The 15,952-nt window shown below is 48.4% G+C and carries 14 protein-coding genes and 2 pseudogenes; all 16 read right to left on the bottom strand.

Going from position 1 to position 15,952, the window contains the following annotated elements:
* Positions 1-58: 58 nt before the first annotated feature.
* The 16 genes and pseudogenes from OGY33_RS13755 to OGY33_RS13830 all read right to left on the bottom strand — a co-directional run bounded on the left by OGY33_RS13755 (position 59) and on the right by OGY33_RS13830 (position 15,938).
* Entirely contained in the window at positions 59-1,399 is a 1,341-nt protein-coding gene (locus tag OGY33_RS13755; protein ID WP_191238133.1) for a VasL domain-containing protein, read from the bottom strand.
* Position 1,400: 1 nt separating this feature from the next.
* Positions 1,401-1,844: a type VI secretion system baseplate subunit TssE gene (tssE, locus tag OGY33_RS13760; RefSeq protein WP_003825386.1), complete on the bottom strand. Its 444-nt coding sequence runs from the start codon at positions 1,842-1,844 to the stop codon at positions 1,401-1,403.
* Positions 1,844-2,377, bottom strand: a complete 534-nt coding sequence (gene tssJ / locus OGY33_RS13765; RefSeq protein ID WP_137377731.1) for a type VI secretion system lipoprotein TssJ — start codon at positions 2,375-2,377, stop codon at positions 1,844-1,846. Before tssJ ends, tssE begins: the two co-directional genes overlap by 1 nt.
* On the bottom strand, positions 2,352-3,440 hold the full coding sequence (gene tssG, locus OGY33_RS13770) for a type VI secretion system baseplate subunit TssG (protein ID WP_191238132.1): 1,089 nt from the start codon (positions 3,438-3,440) through the stop codon (positions 2,352-2,354). The genes tssJ and tssG overlap by 26 nt, the downstream gene beginning before the upstream one ends.
* Positions 3,401-5,167, bottom strand: a complete 1,767-nt coding sequence (tssF, locus tag OGY33_RS13775; protein ID WP_191238131.1) for a type VI secretion system baseplate subunit TssF — start codon at positions 5,165-5,167, stop codon at positions 3,401-3,403. Before tssF ends, tssG begins: the two co-directional genes overlap by 40 nt.
* A gap of 22 nt (positions 5,168-5,189) precedes the next feature.
* Positions 5,190-6,788 carry a type VI secretion system protein TssA gene (gene tssA, locus OGY33_RS13780; protein ID WP_191238130.1) on the bottom strand — a complete coding sequence of 533 codons (1,599 nt, stop codon included), beginning with the start codon at positions 6,786-6,788 and terminating at the stop codon, positions 5,190-5,192.
* Positions 6,785-10,171, bottom strand: coding sequence for an ImcF-related family protein (locus OGY33_RS13785; protein WP_191238129.1), 3,387 nt, complete (start codon positions 10,169-10,171; stop codon positions 6,785-6,787). Before OGY33_RS13785 ends, tssA begins: the two co-directional genes overlap by 4 nt.
* A complete protein-coding gene (locus OGY33_RS13790; protein ID WP_149608017.1) occupies positions 10,143-11,327 on the bottom strand; it encodes a KPHS_23130 family T6SS system protein in 1,185 nt (394 codons plus the stop codon). Before OGY33_RS13790 ends, OGY33_RS13785 begins: the two co-directional genes overlap by 29 nt.
* Before the next feature lie 4 nt (positions 11,328-11,331).
* Positions 11,332-11,598: a PAAR domain-containing protein gene (locus OGY33_RS13795; RefSeq protein ID WP_079934142.1), complete on the bottom strand. Its 267-nt coding sequence runs from the start codon at positions 11,596-11,598 to the stop codon at positions 11,332-11,334.
* 121 nt (positions 11,599-11,719) lie between these two features.
* A pseudogene (locus OGY33_RS13800) lies at positions 11,720-12,028 on the bottom strand (SUMF1/EgtB/PvdO family nonheme iron enzyme); the annotation flags it as partial.
* On the bottom strand, positions 12,025-12,906 hold the full coding sequence (locus OGY33_RS13805) for a formylglycine-generating enzyme family protein (RefSeq protein ID WP_191238127.1): 882 nt from the start codon (positions 12,904-12,906) through the stop codon (positions 12,025-12,027). The pseudogene OGY33_RS13800 and the gene OGY33_RS13805, both read right to left, overlap by 4 nt.
* A gap of 14 nt (positions 12,907-12,920) precedes the next feature.
* Positions 12,921-13,241 carry a hypothetical protein gene (locus OGY33_RS13810; protein ID WP_188110111.1) on the bottom strand — a complete coding sequence of 107 codons (321 nt, stop codon included), beginning with the start codon at positions 13,239-13,241 and terminating at the stop codon, positions 12,921-12,923.
* Between the two features lie 223 nt (positions 13,242-13,464).
* Positions 13,465-14,217, bottom strand: coding sequence for a hypothetical protein (locus OGY33_RS13815; RefSeq protein ID WP_149608019.1), 753 nt, complete (start codon positions 14,215-14,217; stop codon positions 13,465-13,467).
* Positions 14,214-14,648: a hypothetical protein gene (locus tag OGY33_RS13820; RefSeq protein WP_149608020.1), complete on the bottom strand. Its 435-nt coding sequence runs from the start codon at positions 14,646-14,648 to the stop codon at positions 14,214-14,216. The genes OGY33_RS13815 and OGY33_RS13820 overlap by 4 nt, the downstream gene beginning before the upstream one ends.
* A gap of 175 nt (positions 14,649-14,823) precedes the next feature.
* Positions 14,824-15,060 (bottom strand): annotated as a pseudogene (locus tag OGY33_RS13825) (hypothetical protein); the annotation flags it as partial.
* On the bottom strand, positions 15,057-15,938 hold the full coding sequence (locus tag OGY33_RS13830; protein WP_191238126.1) for a formylglycine-generating enzyme family protein: 882 nt from the start codon (positions 15,936-15,938) through the stop codon (positions 15,057-15,059). The pseudogene OGY33_RS13825 and the gene OGY33_RS13830, both read right to left, overlap by 4 nt.
* Positions 15,939-15,952 lie beyond the last annotated feature (14 nt).

The raw sequence follows: 15,952 nt of genomic DNA on the forward strand, positions 1-15,952 counted from the left end.
CAGCACTCATTTAAAGAACCCGCCCAAAAGGCGGGTTTTTGCTTTTGGCGAATAATCACTATTCTCTCCTCACCGAACTTTGTTTCAACAGCGCATAACGATTAAGAAGCTGATTAATCCGCATATCGAGTTGCTGATACAAAGCGGGTGATACACTTCCCTGCTTTTTTAACTCCTCATCAATTTGACGCAATAACTCTTCTGTCGGCGGCGATTGGTCAAGCTGGCGGCGGATAGTGAAAATGGCTGATTTCAGCTCCGAACCCGTCAGATATTTACCTTTACGTTCATCAAGCGAATTTAGCTGGGCAGTTAACGCCTCCAGCCCCTGCTGGGCATGATGCCAGTTTTGCAGAGCACTTTCCGGCAACGCTTCCGTGTTTAACTGTTTCTGTAATCCACTGGCGAATACCGTAGTCTGCGATTCTTCCGGCCACAGGGTGACTAACTGCTGTGCTAATGATGCGGCATATTCTCTTGACCACAAAGGCGACAGGTGATGTAAAACGTCCAATTGCCCTTGCGTTGCGGCGATTAATTCCTGTTTCTTCTCCTTCAAATCTGAGGAATGTTTCAATGTGGACAATTGTTCAGGTGTCAGCCCCCGTGGCAATGGCTGAACCAGTTCAAATCTGTCGGCCCACATAGGGCTGATACCAAGAAAAGCGCCTGTACTCACCACTGCCGTAACCATGACACCGATGGTGAATCCCACCCACATTCGCCGGGGTCGATGAACGCTTTGAGTAGCAAACTCCGCTGCGCTTGATTGATCGGGCGACGATGCCTCATTAACCACAAAGACCAACTGTGGCAAAGACGTCTCAGCGTGATTAGTCGTAACTGAAGCCGGTATCATCACAGAGGTGGATCCCGAATCCGCTTCAGACTTCTCCAGGCGTAAAGCTGCGTTATGCATCCAGGTAACGACAGCGTCTAGTTTACTTAACGATTTTAACTCAAGGCGTTGCAGCACCTCACAGACATGTTTCAGACTCTGCTCAACCCGATACACCATCGATAAATCTGCATATGACAACGTTAGCGTGCGTAATTCTTGCTGTAAACGAGCTGACAGCCATGCCAATATTTCAACGCGGGCATGGGTTTGCTGCGGCCATATTACGCTCCAGTGATGCGTCAGTAATGCCTCCAGCAGTTCAGCGCTTTCGGCCAGCCCAGCCAGACCTGCGCTACGAATTCTGGCGACGGTATACCAGGCCAGTGTTTGCAGTTCGACTCCGTTATGACGAAACAGCGCCAGGCTTAACTGTTCCACTTTTTGCCAGTCAACGTCCGGGCGTGCGGGGTGAGTCAGCTTGCTGATTTCATCGCGTAACTGACCAAACTCCGTGAAAGCACGCGGATCGCCGCCGGTGCTGATGCGATTCTTTTCCATGTCAGTACACTCCCGTCTCAAGCCACCCCTGCTTCTTAAGATGACGAATAAGAACCCGCCCCTCAGGGGTAAAATCAGTGCCATAGCGCACAATGCCAAGATCATGAAGTTCCGCATCAATGGAATAACGCAAATGCCCCGGCATTTCCTGCTCCTGCATCGTTACCTGAATGTCTTTTAGTCGCGGTTCATACTTCAACAAAACCTGAGAAAGCGTGCTGATAAGCTGATGTGCTGTTCCCGGCATACCCTGGAGGATTTTGGTCATATCCGGCAGACCATAATCGGGTAAATGTTTGAGGCTACCGGCACGAGTATTCAAAATGCGCTGCATATTATCGAGGACGGACAAGATGACCTGCGTATTTTCGCTGACTGCGTGCAAAGGAAAACCACCGGAAAAATTACCCAGCAAGATGTCATAAAGAGAAGGCTGTTTAATCATTACTCATCCTCCGGCATCAGGAGAACCAGAGCCTGAGAATTTAATTCAATCACTCGCGCCTTATCAGGATCGAGATCTTCACGACGTAATACCACACGCCATGAATCTTCAGACTGATCGGGAGAAATAAACATTCCCGCCACGGCAACATATTGCGCTTCGTTTTCGAATGGAATATCGACAGTTACGCTTTCACCAGGTCGTACCCGAACATCTCTCTGAGCCAATAAATCTGCTTTCGCCACCGTACTATCTTGCGCAAATAAGGACTGATAATTAGCCGAGTCAAATGCTTTTCGATCTTTGAGTTGGTAAATACGCACGACCGTCGAAAGCGCTATGCCCTGCGCATTTTTATTTGCGGCTTCTCTAGCGGAAAGATCCAAATGCAGGGTTTTAATTTCCTTATAAAAAATCGACTTCGTTAATGACACGGTACCTTCAGATACTTTTTGTGTCAGACCACACCCAGTAACTAAACTGACCATTCCGGTTATTACGGCAAAATTAATAGCGATAATCGCCAGTCTCATCGGCTTCCCTCCGTTGAACATGTTGAGTAAGGCTCTGCCAAAGCCCAAGCTTAATTGTTATAAATTGATTCTTATCTTCCGGATTATCCAGACGCATCACAGCCGTGCGGCCAAGCTGAACTGCGTGCTCGCTTTTATTACTGGTAAGATGAGCATCCGGAAGCACCGATCGAGGAATGCGTAATTGCAGCCTCGCATTCACTCTGGCACCTAAATAAACGTGCATCAGCGCGAGAAAATCATGGTAAAGCTGGCCACCCGGTAACCATTCGCGAGCTTCATCGGGAACGTCCGTTGTAAGCGTAATTAGCACCTGACTGTTAATATCTACGGCGCTACGTCCCATCACCGGACGAGAATGGAGGCTAACGGGTTGCCGCACACTCATTTTTAACGCCTTATCCAGCAGGATTAAGCGTTTATCATGAGGGGTCACGGTGGTATTTGTTGTTGGCGATAATAAAGAAACCAGCGCGGATATACCTTCTGCCGTACGCGTTGGCATTCTCATTATTCCCAGCAGCGCCAAAAAGCGCGATATCGGGGTAGCTGTTTGTGTGGCGCACCCCTGAATTCCCAGCCCAGTCAACCCCAGCAAATATTGTGAAGTCTCATCTGTCGCGCCTGAGCGAAAAGTCGCTGGATAGCTGTATTTACGCCAGATTCGATAAAACTGCGTAATTAAGCGATGGTTAAAAATATCCAGAAACTCAGCGGCAACGTCCGCACCTTCCTGACGCTGGGCAATATCATCCTGATAGGTTGTCGGCAGCGGCGATTCCACGCCATACAGCCCCATAAAAGTGACACGAACCGTTGGTGGAAGTGTGGGTTGCTGCGGATCATATTCTGCACTTTTTAGTTCACCCGCCGGGAATCCCATCCCCGGATGAGGGCGAAAACGAATAGTATCGAAACGTGGGCTTTGTTGGCTTCCGGGACAGGGCGCTTGTGGATCCCACTGTTCCAGCAACTGACAGAAACGATAAAAATTAGTACGGGGCAGGTGTTCGCCAAGGCTCGTTAGCAACCGGGTAGTCGCTGATTGTGATTCTCTTTCCATCGCAAGCTTTTCCCTGCCGGCTGTATGATTAAAGTAAGCTGATTAAACAAATGAATATCCGCATACAATGCAAAAAAGCGGTTAAGCATTTCACCAAACAGATGAATATCGCCTTCGCCTGTAAATCCGTTTTCATCAAGCGTTACTTCGATGTCCACACCACGGAGTAGAAATCCTTTTTCAAAGCGCTGTATTTCATGTTGTTGAACATCCATGATCGCATCCAGACGACGATAATTAAGTTCATCATCCTGCCAGTTATAGAGAGACAACGTTCCTTTGAGCACTTCAGCGCTGGCCATCATATTCAGAAAGCTGGATCCCAGGTGACTCAACACTCGCCAGTGAAAACGATCCTCAGCGGGAGGGTAAGCAGGTAGTGTCGGTTTAGACAGATTGCGCACGGCAAGCGGCGTCTGGAGGATCTGCTCACAACGATTGAGCAATGTACTTTGCAAAGCTCGCCGCGGTAGCTGACCGTTTGTTCCGGTCACTTTCAAAGACAAGGTTTCATACTCAGCAAGGCGATCCCGCTCCCAGGCATCTCCGCCGAGGATCAGCCATGTATCATACAACCCGGATACGCCGCGTCTGACACGAGTATGGTAATAACGCTCGGGTGCGTTTCGGCGCATCATGCCTCCCTTGTGGCGAAAACTGGTGAAAGGGGCATAAACGGCGTTACGCGTTCGCTGTGATCCTGAAACCGCATCGACTGCATAAATTTCCGTGTGGCCATCTTGCAACCTTCGCGGACGCAGCAAATATTCGCTTTCCAGACCATTAACTACCAGCGGATCGGCTTCGATAGTGAAAAGATTAATAACCGGAACACAATGAAGACGAATGTTTTCACTCCGCACAGGAAGCTCAGAATCCCACTGTTGAGTCAGTACCGCTTCTATTTCAAAGCAGTCTATACCCTCAGGAAACGATATTTTTTCCAGACCGTTAAGATGGACAAACATAAACTTTTCGCGGAACGTAAAATACTCAAGCAATAATTGCCAGCCGCCAAACGCCGTATCGCCTTTTGGCCACAAACTGTCTTCATCGGCAAATCCACCCGGGGAAAAGAAACCCTCCAGTCGAATACGTTCTACGCTGTTGGGGAGTCTCAAATAAAGAGAAGCCAGACGCTTTGTCAAAGCAAGGTGCAGCGCGTGGGTTACCGGCGCGTCACCGCTGAGGTAAAGGCTGAGACGCGTCAGATCGGTTTGCGACCAGTCCATCTGTGGATTGCACTTTATTCGCATACGGATAACCGAGCGCCCATCAGGTTCGGCATCGATTTTCACTGCCGCGATAGACAGCGGATTGAGCGTAACGGGCTGGGTAGTACGATACTGACATACCGTTTTTTTAGGGCCAACAGGCTGTGACAATACGCCAAACCTCGCGTTAATCCGCTCGCTCATTTTCAGCACATCAATATCAGGTAAAAGCTCGACAATACTTAAGGAGGGAATGGTACGTAAATAATGTGGCCACAGCAGACTCATCAACCCTTCGGTAAATTCAGGGAGATGATCGTCTATTTTGGCGCGCAATCGCCCCATCGAAAATGCAAAACCTTCAAATAACCGTTCCACATAGGGATCGGGGATGCCGGCTTTATCCAGATCCAGCATCGCTGCACGATCCGGATGCGCCTGCGCAAACTCTTTTGCCGCTTCCCTTAAATAACGCATTTCCGCGTCATAATAACGCAGAGTTAAATCTTCCATTTCACAGTTCGCTTATTTTGTTTTAACCGCACAAAACGGCGGCTCTGGCGGGATCAATGGCGACCAAACCGGACAACAGTGAGTCCATCTCTGGTGCCAGACGCGCTTTGTCACTTTCACTGCGGTTGGCTTTTAAACGCAAAAGTTTCAGCCGTCGCGCTTTAACTTCAAACAGCAGCTCAGGCTCCCATTGTTTGAGAGTGAGAGAGTGTGCTGTAGTATTCAATTCCCCAAGCAAATGCAGCGCGAGATCGTTGCGCCCACATTGTTCTGTCAGACGGGCCATCAACAGCTGGCGTAACCAACGCTGTCGACGTGAAACAATACCAGGGCGTGCCTGAACCCAGGCGAGCGCGGCTTCAACGCCTTCGCTATCCGCTAACGTCAAAGCTTCGCCTTCAAGTAGCAGAATATCGTCGTCCGCTCCTGCACTAGCCGCAGCGATTTTTTCCATCTGCCAGTCACTTTCCTGTAGCACGTCACGGGCTATCCACTCACGCGTGACATCATCTGCAAAGGGAGTCCCATCGTTAAACGCCAGCGTTTCCAGACCCGGCATCCGATGCAGCAGCATTTTCAGATCGCTGATAATAATCCCGGCATTTTTATCCCATGGCGATCCCGCTCTTGTTAATGCCTGATGAAGGTACCACTGCACGTCCAGCCAGAAATGATTCACCCCCTCAACAAATAAGCTGTCCGTTAACTCAATCAGTTCAGTCCAACTTTGCTGCAAATAGAGACGTTTGAGCTGCGCGCGATAATCACTCTTGGGCGGTACCAGGCGCGTACGTCCGGCGCCATCTGGCGGTGGAAGCTGGCTGACCGTATCGAGCCGCACGCTTTTCATCAAATGATGCGCCGCCAGCCAGCCATCCGGCTGATCGCTTAAGTATTTCGCCAACACTCGTGCCTGCTCCAGCAGCTCACGGCCAGAGGTAATACTTTTAAGGACAGGGGTTTCTGCGCTGTGCCGACTGGGTTGAGCACTGATATTTTGCGGTACCAATGCCTGAGCCCCGCCAGATTGGACCAGACGGTTCTCCAGCGCGCTATACAGCGCCCCAAGCCCAGGACGAATACTCTCCTCTCGCAGGCTAAACTGCTGCTCCAGCAGCATCAGCGCACCGGCGATCCGTTGCGCGTCAGGTCGTGAAACTTCGGGAAAACGCGCCAGACTATCCAGCATCCGCCCGCCAGCCAGCCATTCAAGAGCAGCTTTATGACTGTTGGCTCTTAAGGGATGGAGAGAATCGCCATATTGTTGCATCAGCCCAGCCAGCAAAATCAGACCATCCGCCAGGCCGGACTCACCATCCTGATGCAAACGTGCCCATGTGTAGTAAGTGACAACACGGACATCCTTACAGGTGGTGATCAGAAGTTTTTCCGCAAGCTCAATGATGAGATCCGTTTGTGCGCCAGAAAGTTTATTCACCTCCTCTCGCATGCGCTGAAAATCATCGTCATAGCCAGGATCTTCACCACCGGGGTTGGCTGCTGAAATGGGCAATAGCCAGTTTTTCCATAGCGTAGTCTGCGTTTGCGCCTGTTCCATTAGTTGCTGCTGTTCATCTGGCGAAGCCGTGCTGGCGGCCAGTAGACGTTTCAGGGCACTCATTCTTCTTCCTCTGAGGAAATATTGCCGCTTACAACAAAAATTGCTTCTGGTAGTTCAAAATCGCGGAGTTTGAGTAATACAAGGGGACCTTCACCGGCTTCCGTTCGCAGGGTATAGTTCAGCGGCAATCCATCCTGCGCAGTCCAGCGCAGGTTAAAACCGCTGCCCACGCCAGCGTTATCGGTTATCTCCGCTTTCTCAAGCAATCTTATCCAGCCCCAGGTACCAGGATTATCGGAGTAGATTCGGGTTCCCGTATTGGTGCTCACCCAGCTTAGGGTTGCCCCTGAAGCCTGAGTATCAGCAGGCCAGACAACATTTTTCCACGCTGGCATCTGATTAACGTAGGTGAGTTTCTGTCCATCCAGCACGAGGTCAGTCTGCATCACGTCGCGCGCCGTTCCAGGACGCAATTCAAAACGCATCCCGGCTTCCCCACGAATAAATGCGACATCCGCAATTTGACTGAGCTGATCCATTGCCTCAATGAACGCCGGATTAAACTCCAGCCCCTGAGCATTCACCGTGTCGGCAACCCAGTGACTTCCCTGTTTATGCAGCACACCGCTTAAATGACTTTCGAGAAAATGCGGGATTCGCCCGTTATCGCTTCGCAGATATTGCGCCAGCAGCGGCAGAGAAGCCTCGCTGCCAACATCGCGAAACGGATAACGTCCGCCGAATGCGCTGTTCCAGTCATTCACAATCAGCGCCTTCCATTGCGCATTCAGGCCCGCCGCGGTTGGTTGCAACACCTGCTGCCATGACTGCTCCAGCGGCTGTACAAACATCGTTTGACCAAATCCACTCCATGCTTGCCCCAGACTGGCAGCCACCAGATTGGCATAGTCACGCGTGGTGGTGAGATCGACGGTTTTACCCTGAAACACCGTTTGCGCCAGGGCCTGGCTCATGCCTTGCGGATCGGCAGCGTTAGTAATCTGCTGGAGTTTCAGCCTGACCTGCGTTACCCGGGTCAGGTAGGTTTGCAGACTCAGATGACTGATATCCTGCCCAGCCGATTGTTCATCCATTAATGCCAGGATTGGCGAGAAGGTACTCGCCATAGGGCCTTCTTCCCGCGCATGTTGGTCAATGGTTTGATTTTCTTTGGTGTTAAATAGATCCTTTGCCGACTTCACCAGTGAGTCCGACAGCGCTTCTCCGGTTAACCCTGTGCGTCCCTGAACGGCGAGCGTATTCATTAACGCAACCAGAGGAGACTGACGGATATCTGCAATCAACGTGAGTTGATCGATAGCATCACTTAGCGTCTGGGTGCGCTTCCAGCGAATACTGTTGAGAAAATCCAGCCAGTTGTCGGCAAAATCCGTGAAGTAACGCTCGCTAAGACGCACCTTTAAGGCCTGTGGAGAGAGAGGGTCGCTTGCAGAATGCGTATCATCTCCCAGCACCTGATCCATTTCTTCCCGACGGTTGTTGACGATTTTCTCAATGGCGGGCAAAACCTCCTCTTCCCAGGCTTTGCGGGTATACACGCCAGCAACCGAACTGCGGGTATAAAATACGTGCTCTGCCCGGGTATCGCCGGTCATGTCTTCCAGACGAAGATCGGTGTAATGCGGCGTTACCTGTTCAATGATTTTCTGATACAGGGCGGCTTCGCCATTGCGGATCCCCATCTGACGAATTAACAGCGTTCGCACCTGGCTAATAAGATTTTTATCGGCTGCTATCTTCCATTCAGGATGCGCCTGAAGGTTCTCTCCCCAGAATTGCCAGAGCACAGGGCCAACGCCCTGCCATGATGCGCGCGAAATACCCGCTCGCTCCGGCCAGTCTTGCATCAGCGCCTGACTAAAAAATGACGCCTCCATCTGTTCAGGCCGGGAAAGCATCAGATACATTTTCAACTGGTTGTAGGCGATCTTTGCCTGGGCGGCAAACTGCGGGCTGTCTGGAGCCAGTCGGGTTAACGCCGTTAATTCCTGGGTAAGATGTTGGGCGGCTTCATCACGCAGGAGCGGAATAGCGATACGCTTATAGCGCGGCCATAGCGCATCCAGCAGAGCATCATTTTGGCTTAAGCCGAAACGGTAGTACCACGGCGTCCCATTCTGCTGACGCCAGCGAAGCATGCCTGGCGTTTGCTGCAGAGCAGACAGCGCCGTAAGACGCTCGGCGAGCGGTTTATCCGCACCGCCTGCCAGGCTCGCCTGGTCCAGACTTTCGCCAATCAGATTGCGATTCGCCAGGAAAGACACCACCATTCCCGCTCCCCATAGCAGCATCAAACCGGCTGTACCGACTGCCAGCACGCGCATCCCTGAACGGCCTGTACGCTGTGCCTTAAGTTCAGCAGGTAACGCAGGGAGTGAATCAAGCAGCGCACGCCAGCGCTCATCACGCATCCAGGCATGCGCGACGTGCGATGAAGTATTTTCCGCATACTGGCTCAGGATTACCGCCGCCAGCGGCAGAGGCCGATGCGGGCTGAAAAAAGTGGACAACGATTCGCTGATAGCTTCTGCGCCAGGCATCAGCAAATTAGCCATTTTCAGTAAGAAGTTATCACGGATATTGCGCGTAACCTGCTGCGTACCCTGCTCCGCCATCTGCATTGCCAGCGAGGTCAACTGCGAACGACATAAAGACGTGGTGCATCCTGCAGGGAACAAACATGTCGCAGAGTGCAGGGTTACGTCATCCCGGACGAATTGAGTGCCATGCAGCGACCAAAGGTATAACGGTACTCGCCAGCGGAGCGTGGTAAAAACAGCCTGAAGATGGCGGGCGGCATTATCAATTTGTTCTGCGGTTAAAGAGACAACAGGTGCCGATTGAACCAGTGTATCCTGGTGCTGAAAAGTGGGGGTTACCCATACAATCCCATCCAGCGGACGCCGATGCAGCTTGCGTATCGCATCAAACAACGAGGCATCTGGCGCTTCAGTGAGCGTACCTCCCCAGATTAACACCACGCCATCCCCTTCAACCCAGCGTTGAGAGGTGAGTTTAGGTACTAATTGATCAACCTGGGAGGCATCCCCCATCACCAGCAGGAGACGCGTTTTGGCGCGCCAGCGATAACTGTAATATACCTTGAGTACATCACGAATTTCCCCTATCAGCATATTCCCGGAGGGCGGTTCCTCTATTCGGGATTCCTTGTCTGGAAAAACTCTATCGTTTTCCTCTTTTACCCGAAAAAGGTGCTCCTTGGCATAAATGTTGATAAGTGGATACCAGCGAACAAAAATAATCAAAATTACCGTCAATATACCTAAGATGACTTTTTTCGTAAGTGAATCAGCCCCCAGGAGATCACCATAGCTCCTAATCAGCCATGTCAGCCCCGCTAAAAATGCCACAATTAAAACAAGCAGACTTCCCCTACGCCACAGATGGCTTGTCGTATTCATTATTACTCCAGGGTAAAACGGTGCAGATATATGATTGTTCTTCCTGAACAGAAACGACTAAATATGACTCTAAGTTATGCTTTGACATATCAGCCGCCACGCCAGCGCATAGCCAACCGGAAAATGGACCGGGGATCCCCATAAATCTTTCAAGAATAATTTTGTTTTCAACCTGCCAATGAGCGCCATGATTGTGACCAATTGGATAGAGTTGCGCACTCAACAAATCAATTAACTGACCATCAGACACAATGTTTTTTGTATTTATCGCGCTTACCTGAGTAGTAAAAAAAGTGGTTAAATCTTGAGGTAAACACGCTTTATCCAGAGGCATTGGACGTAGAAAATGGCACTTACCGTTGAACCCATAAATACGCGCTACGTCATCACTGGTTAAAAGAAAGACTGCCATTCCATCAGAATAATTCTGATGCCCGTTAAATTGTAAAACCAGAACAAGATCGCTCCTGACTTCTGCATTTTTCAGGTTCGTTTCCAGTCGATAAAAAGGAAACTCCATTTCTACTCGTACAGAGGAAGGTTGTGGCCTGCCAGGGAAAGTCATCTGCCAGATGCTATTAAAGTTATTTTGCAGTAAATGCCGTTCTTCCGTTGAACCATCGGTGATGAGTGTTACATGCAAAGGAATGGCTATCGGTAATATACTCAGAGATTCAGCAATACTGTTCAGCAAAACAGTCACTGCATTGTCTTGATTTTTGACATTAGGCAAATAGTCAATACGATGAGCTAAACCACATTTATTCTCAATATTTGTGGGATTACCTGCAATAAACGAAACGGTAATTTTCTCTGGTAACAATATGCAGCTATTCATCACGACAATAGAGCGCTGTCCCCAGGACTGCCATTCACGCTGAGAAATCAATATTTCTTTTTGCAAAAATTCATAATATTCAAGCGCCCGCCCATATAAATATGCTCTAACACTAGCAATTATTAACCACAGGAAAACTGGAAAAATTGAAATCAGCCAGATATTGACATCATTAATAAAAAACAGATGCTCTGTTGCATGCAATACAAAAAATAAGACACTTACTATTACTGATAATACACCAGCCAGTATCCATCGCCAGAGAGAAAGAGGTTCAGGAGGTATGGGCGTGATAATTCTATGGCGTTCCCAGCCCATGGTTTCATCCTATTGATGCTTCCGGCGCACTTGAAATAACCTGACATCCACACAAACTGTGGCATCCATCGACAACTATCGGCTTACCATCAGAAAACCATTCTGGCGAACCTTCAATAATAGGATTAATGCCATGGAATGGTATCGGGCAACTGACCATATCCCCCAGAAGAACTACTTTTTTCCCTTGAACAAACATGGTTGAAGATGCAGATATTACACTTCCACCATGAGTCGTTTTATCACCAAGCAAAACAAAACCTTTTGACATATTTCACTCCAGTAAAAAAGGAAACAAATCGACAATTAATAAAAATATCAAAAAAAATCCAGTCACTTTCTTCTTCAAAGTACAGCCTTCACTTAATAAATATAAACGAGTTTTTTCGATGGGTGATTTTAATATACTCATTATAATCTTTATGCGTGACCTTATATTTGCCAATCATAAAATCACTCAGCCTGACCTTATGCAGATATTTATCATCCTGGTTCATGCTGAAGGGCAATTTTTCCCAAATCAGCGGACCGAAGTCCCCCATTAAAAACTCACCGCCCGCGACCGGGACCATATTATCCAGCGAGCGCTTCACCAGAGCCTGCGTGAGCTGCTGGCTTTCCGCACTGGTGCTGTTATCACAGCCGGTCAGCGCCAGCAAAAATATTCCCGGGGTAAGAAATTTCAGAATATGCGCCGTCATCCGTTATTCACCACGCAACGAAAAACAAAACTAGCTGAAAACAAGTCATCTTCTGTCTTGTACCCATCCCGTAGTGGAGAAGGGAAGTCTGACTCTCGAAACATGGTCAGGGCATACTGGTAATCTCCTCCCGCATAGCCCCTCTGTACCTTCCTGTCGCCGCTCTCCGGTCCCTGTGGGTTATCAACCGGCGAGTGCGCATAGTAGTCCGCCGCATACCAGTCATTAGCCCACTCCTGACCACTTAGTCCCATGTCATACAATCCCAGTGGATTAGGGGGATATTTCCCGACCGGGTAGAAAGGAAATCCCATATCATTCATTTTTAATATTTCATCAGAGGTTGGGACATTGACTCCCTCTTCTATTTTTCCGTTACTGGTGGCATAGGGCAAATACTGTCCCCGGGAGCGGGCCGCGTATTCCCACTGCGCTTCAGTGGGCAAATCCACCCGTTTTCCCGACATTTTACCCAGCCACAGGCAGTAGTCTTTGGCCATCTGCCAGGGGACGCTGACGGACACATCATCCGCCAGTAGTTTCCCCCCCCACAGGTAAACGAGTTTTTTCCGATGGGTGATTTTAATATACTCATTATAATCTTTATGCGTGACCTTATATTTGCCAATCATAAAGTCACTCAGCCTGACCTTATGCAGGTATTTATCATCCTGGTTCGAGCTGAAGGGCAATTTTTCCCAAATCAGCGGACCAAAGTCCCCCATTAAAAACTCACCGCCCGAGACCGGGACCATATTATCCAGCGAACGCTTCACCAGCGCCTGGGTGAGCTGCTGGCTTTCCGCACTGGTGCCGTTATCACAGCCATTACAAAATGCTATTATTGCTAATAGCACGGCGCAGTATTGCCTATTCATTATGATATCCTTAATTAAGCCGTTCTGGTCTGTCCATCATCACTCATGGGGTCATATGTCTGTTGCTGGTCAATCAACGCTAAATACTGGTCCATTAATTTATCGGGAATAGGCTTGAACGGTTCCTCTGGTGAAACCCTCTCCGGAAGATTGTTATATAACTCAGGTAGCTTCTTACCGTAATGGGTAAAAAACACAGAATCATTCTCACCGTCGGAAAGGAATGTAATTACCGTCTGCTCATTTTTAATGCGGTCACCTTTCACCTTTCCAGGACTTTCAGTAATATGCTGCATAACATTGTCGTAATCGGCTTTGCTTTGTACCCATTTCAACGACCACCGTGCCCAATTGAGTATCTTCTGGGAGAGATAATGTCCAGTTCCGCTCTGAAACGCAGCCCGATAACATTACCAGCGGTGCGAAAAAATATGTCCATATCATATACCAATCCCTCGACAAAGTTTTTAATCCATGAACAACTAGTTAACCTAAATCAGTTGAAATGAATAAAGAGATTTGTATTTATAATAATATGAGCGATTGCTCTGTCCTTCATCACTTTATAAATTTCTTCAATACGTCAATATCAGGAAAGGCTTCAGTTATCGGAATCGTCGTACCATCAGGATAAATCAACGTCCTATGAGCTCCTTTCTCTTTCTTTTTCGGGCCTATGCTCTTTATTAATTTATCTGAATGCAATAGGGGATAAAATGTAATCGAATTTATATTTAACGCAGAGTACCGCTCGTCCATTTTTCCATTATATATCCATATAATTTTTTCATAACCACCAATAAAATCCTCAGTTAAATATGGAAAATAATCTTTTGAAATCAAGCCATCACTGTTGATTCTTTGATGCCAACCACCTTGATTCGCCGCAAGGTAATCAAATTCCAGCCTGATGCTACTTTCTACCGACTCTGTACCCTGACCAAACTGTAGGGTATTTTTGTATTGCAACCGTATATCAGCCACAGACAGATGCCATTGACAACGCCCTCCGCCTTGCCGGGCAAGTTTCACATCATAGAAATTCTTTGTACTATCTTTTTGGGATACTGGAAATTCCATTGAGTTATACCCGGGAACTTCATAAGCTTCCCCGGACGAATTATGCCGAGTGCGTTTACATATTTCTGAACGATAAATTACCGCCAAAGGAAGCACCATAAGTTCTTCAGGGACATTGACTCCTACTGTGACCCATTGGGTATCCTCTGGAGGAGATAATGTTCGATTCCGCTCTGAAACGCAGCCCGATAACATAATCACCAGGGTTAAAATAAAGCATTTTTCAATCATAGTTCAAACTCCTCAAAGTTAAGTGGCTTTATATATTCCAAGGCTTCATTTCCTCCCTTAACTCCACGCGTCATATCCAGCGTCGATGCGACTACATCATGAATCTCAATGAAAGCACTATTTCTTGTAAACTCTTCCACCGGGGAACTACTCTCATACGTTTTCATTTGCTTTAAAAATTTCTCTCTGTTGATTCTCCTCATCATGGTCAATGTTGGCTGAGTACATTCTTTTAGTTGGTTATTAAGATAACTCAAATATTGATCTGGCATGGAATGCCTGCCAACGTTCGTCGCATGATCTAAATCAGGGTTAGTATAAGGAGGAAACCAGTCTTCTTTATCCATCTTTGTTAATAATTGAGTGAATCTTTTTTGTGCTTCATTCGCCTTTTGACTGGCCTCTAAAATAAGTTCAGGAACCAAATACAATCTGGTCTCGATGGGAAGCCGTTTACGAATCCTGCGGCATGAAGAAGGACTGTTAGGTACCTTACACTCTTTCCATTCCGTCGTTTGGGTGGTGTTAAAAAATACGGCAATACTTCCATGATGCCAAAAACATTCCAAGAACTTCAATTCTAGCGCCTAAGGCATGAGTTCTACTGACCTTATGCAGGTATTTATCATCCTGGTTCGAGCTGAAGGGCAGTTTTTCCCAAATCAGCGGGCCGAAGTCCCCCATTAAAAACTCACCGCCCGCGACCGGGACCATATTATCCAGCGAACGCTTCACCAGCGCCTGGGTGAGCTGCTGGTTTTCCGCACTGGTGCTGTTATCACAACCGGTCAGCGCCAGAAAAAATATTCCCGGGGTAAGAAGTTTCAGAATATGCGCCGTCATCCGTTATTCACCACACAGCGAAAGCCAAAATTGGGAGGAAATTGGTCATCTTCTGCTTTATGCCCGTCAAAAAGTGGGGAAGGGAGGTTCGACTTGCGAAACATGGTCAGGGCATACTGATAATCTCCTCCTGAATATCCCCTCATAACCTTCCTGTCGCCGGTCCCCGGTCCCTGCGGGTTATCAACCGGCGAGTGTGCATAGTAGTCCGCCGCATACCAGTCATTAGCCCATTCATCACCGCTTAGTCCCATGTCATACAACCCCAGTGGATTGGGGGGATATTTCCCGACCGGGTAAATCGATATCCCTACACCATTCATTTTTGCTCTTTCATCAAAGGTGGGAACGTTGACTCCGCGCTCTATTTTTCCGTTACTGGTGGCATAGGGCAAATACTGTCCCCGGGAGCGGGCCGCGTATTCCCACTGCGCTTCGGTGGGTAAATCCACCCGTTTACCCGACATTTTACCCAACCACAGGCAGTAGTCTTTGGCCATCTGCCAGGGGACGCTGACGGGAACGTCATCCGCCAGTAACTTCCCACCAAATACATAGGTAAGCTTCTTTCCATGGGTGATTTTAATATACTCATTATAATCTTTATGCGTGACCTTATATTTGCCAATCATAAAGTTACTCAGCCTGACCTTATGCAGGTATTTATCATCCTGGTTCGAGCTGAAGGGCAGTTTTTCCCAAATCAGCGGACCGAAGTCCCCCATTAAAAACTCACCGCCCGCGACCGGGACCATATTATCCAGCGAACGCTTCACCAGCGCCTGGGTGAGCTGCTGGTGTTCAGTACTGGTGCTGCTATCACAGCCATTACAAAAACTGATTGTTACTAATAGCGCGGCGCAGTATTGCTTATTCATTATGACATCCTTAA

The organism is Citrobacter sp. Cpo032 (assembly GCF_030332975.1).
Taxonomy (GTDB): domain Bacteria; phylum Pseudomonadota; class Gammaproteobacteria; order Enterobacterales; family Enterobacteriaceae; genus Citrobacter; species Citrobacter portucalensis.

Excerpts from the sequence above, each read along its gene's own strand:
- OGY33_RS13755 (WP_191238133.1), bottom strand. The coding sequence starts at position 1,399 with ATGGAAAAGAATCGCATCAGCACCGGCGGCGATCCGCGTGCTTTCACG.
- tssE (WP_003825386.1), bottom strand. The coding sequence starts at position 1,844 with ATGATTAAACAGCCTTCTCTTTATGACATCTTGCTGGGTAATTTTTCC.
- tssJ (WP_137377731.1), bottom strand. The coding sequence starts at position 2,377 with ATGAGACTGGCGATTATCGCTATTAATTTTGCCGTAATAACCGGAATG.
- tssG (WP_191238132.1), bottom strand. The coding sequence starts at position 3,440 with ATGGAAAGAGAATCACAATCAGCGACTACCCGGTTGCTAACGAGCCTT.
- tssF (WP_191238131.1), bottom strand. The coding sequence starts at position 5,167 with ATGGAAGATTTAACTCTGCGTTATTATGACGCGGAAATGCGTTATTTA.
- tssA (WP_191238130.1), bottom strand. The coding sequence starts at position 6,788 with ATGAGTGCCCTGAAACGTCTACTGGCCGCCAGCACGGCTTCGCCAGAT.
- OGY33_RS13785 (WP_191238129.1), bottom strand. The coding sequence starts at position 10,171 with ATGAATACGACAAGCCATCTGTGGCGTAGGGGAAGTCTGCTTGTTTTA.
- OGY33_RS13790 (WP_149608017.1), bottom strand. The coding sequence starts at position 11,327 with ATGGGCTGGGAACGCCATAGAATTATCACGCCCATACCTCCTGAACCT.
- OGY33_RS13795 (WP_079934142.1), bottom strand. The coding sequence starts at position 11,598 with ATGTCAAAAGGTTTTGTTTTGCTTGGTGATAAAACGACTCATGGTGGA.
- OGY33_RS13805 (WP_191238127.1), bottom strand. The coding sequence starts at position 12,906 with ATGAATAGGCAATACTGCGCCGTGCTATTAGCAATAATAGCATTTTGT.
- OGY33_RS13815 (WP_149608019.1), bottom strand. The coding sequence starts at position 14,217 with ATGATTGAAAAATGCTTTATTTTAACCCTGGTGATTATGTTATCGGGC.
- OGY33_RS13830 (WP_191238126.1), bottom strand. The coding sequence starts at position 15,938 with ATGAATAAGCAATACTGCGCCGCGCTATTAGTAACAATCAGTTTTTGT.